Source organism: Streptomyces sp. NRRL S-495, assembly GCF_000966955.1.
GTDB lineage: Bacteria > Actinomycetota > Actinomycetes > Streptomycetales > Streptomycetaceae > Kitasatospora > Kitasatospora purpeofusca.
This window is the reverse complement of the sequence record NZ_JZWY01000348.1, coordinates 1-762: the sequence shown is the minus strand read 5'-3', so window position 1 is coordinate 762 and position 762 is coordinate 1. Positions and strand designations below refer to the sequence as shown.

Sequence of the window (762 nt, the reverse complement as noted above, 5' to 3'; positions counted from 1 at the left end):
CCCGGCACCCGGACCGCCGCCCGGACCCCCGACGCCGCCGGCGCCGCCCGCACCGCCGGGACCCCCGACCGTGACGGTCCAGGGGCCCTGACGGGCCGGGGCCGTGTGCTGCCCGGGGCCGTGTGCTGCCCGGGGCCGGTCACTCCAGCGCGAGCGCCTTGGCGCGCTGGTACTCCTCCTCCGTGATGGAGCCGTCCCGCCGCAGGTCCGCCAGCCGGGCCAGTTCCTCGGCGGCGCTGGGCCGCTTGGCCTCGGGCCCGGCCGCGTCCCGCACGTAGTCCCGGAACTCGGCGTCCGCCTGCTTCACCCGGGCCGCCTCCCGCATCCCCATGCCCTTGCCGCGGGCGATCAGATAGATGAACACGCCCAGGAACGGCAGCACGATCAGCAGCACGCACCAGCCGGCCTTGCCCCAGCCGCCGACCGAGTCGTCCCGGAAGAGGTCCCCGAAGACCCGGAACAGGAGCATGAACCAGAGGATCCACAGGAAGAACCACATGGTCGTGAGGAAGATGTTCATCAGCGGATAGTCGTCCATCGCCTGCCTCCGGAGAACGAGCCGACCGGGCCACCGGGCACCGGGGTCCGACCCCCTGCGGCCCACGGTGACGCCTGCCGCCCGCCCGCGCACCACCCCCGGCGGGTGAGGCGGGACCGGGGCGGGGGTGCCCGGCGCGGCCCGCGTGCCAAGCTCAGCCCGCCCCGGTCACCCCGCCCGCCTCGCTCATCCCGCCCGCCTTGCTCATGCGGCGGGCGCCGGCC

At 76.0% G+C, this 762-nt stretch carries 1 protein-coding gene; it reads right to left on the bottom strand.

Annotation, left to right across the window (positions count from 1 at the left end):
* Window positions 1-139: 139 nt before the first annotated feature.
* Window positions 140-538 carry an SHOCT domain-containing protein gene (locus tag VR45_RS18585; RefSeq protein WP_045940915.1) on the bottom strand — a complete coding sequence of 133 codons (399 nt, stop codon included), beginning with the start codon at window positions 536-538 and terminating at the stop codon, window positions 140-142.
* Window positions 539-762 lie beyond the last annotated feature (224 nt).

Coding starts and splice junctions, on each gene's coding strand:
- VR45_RS18585 (WP_045940915.1), bottom strand. CDS start 538: ATGGACGACTATCCGCTGATGAACATCTTCCTCACGACCATGTGGTTC.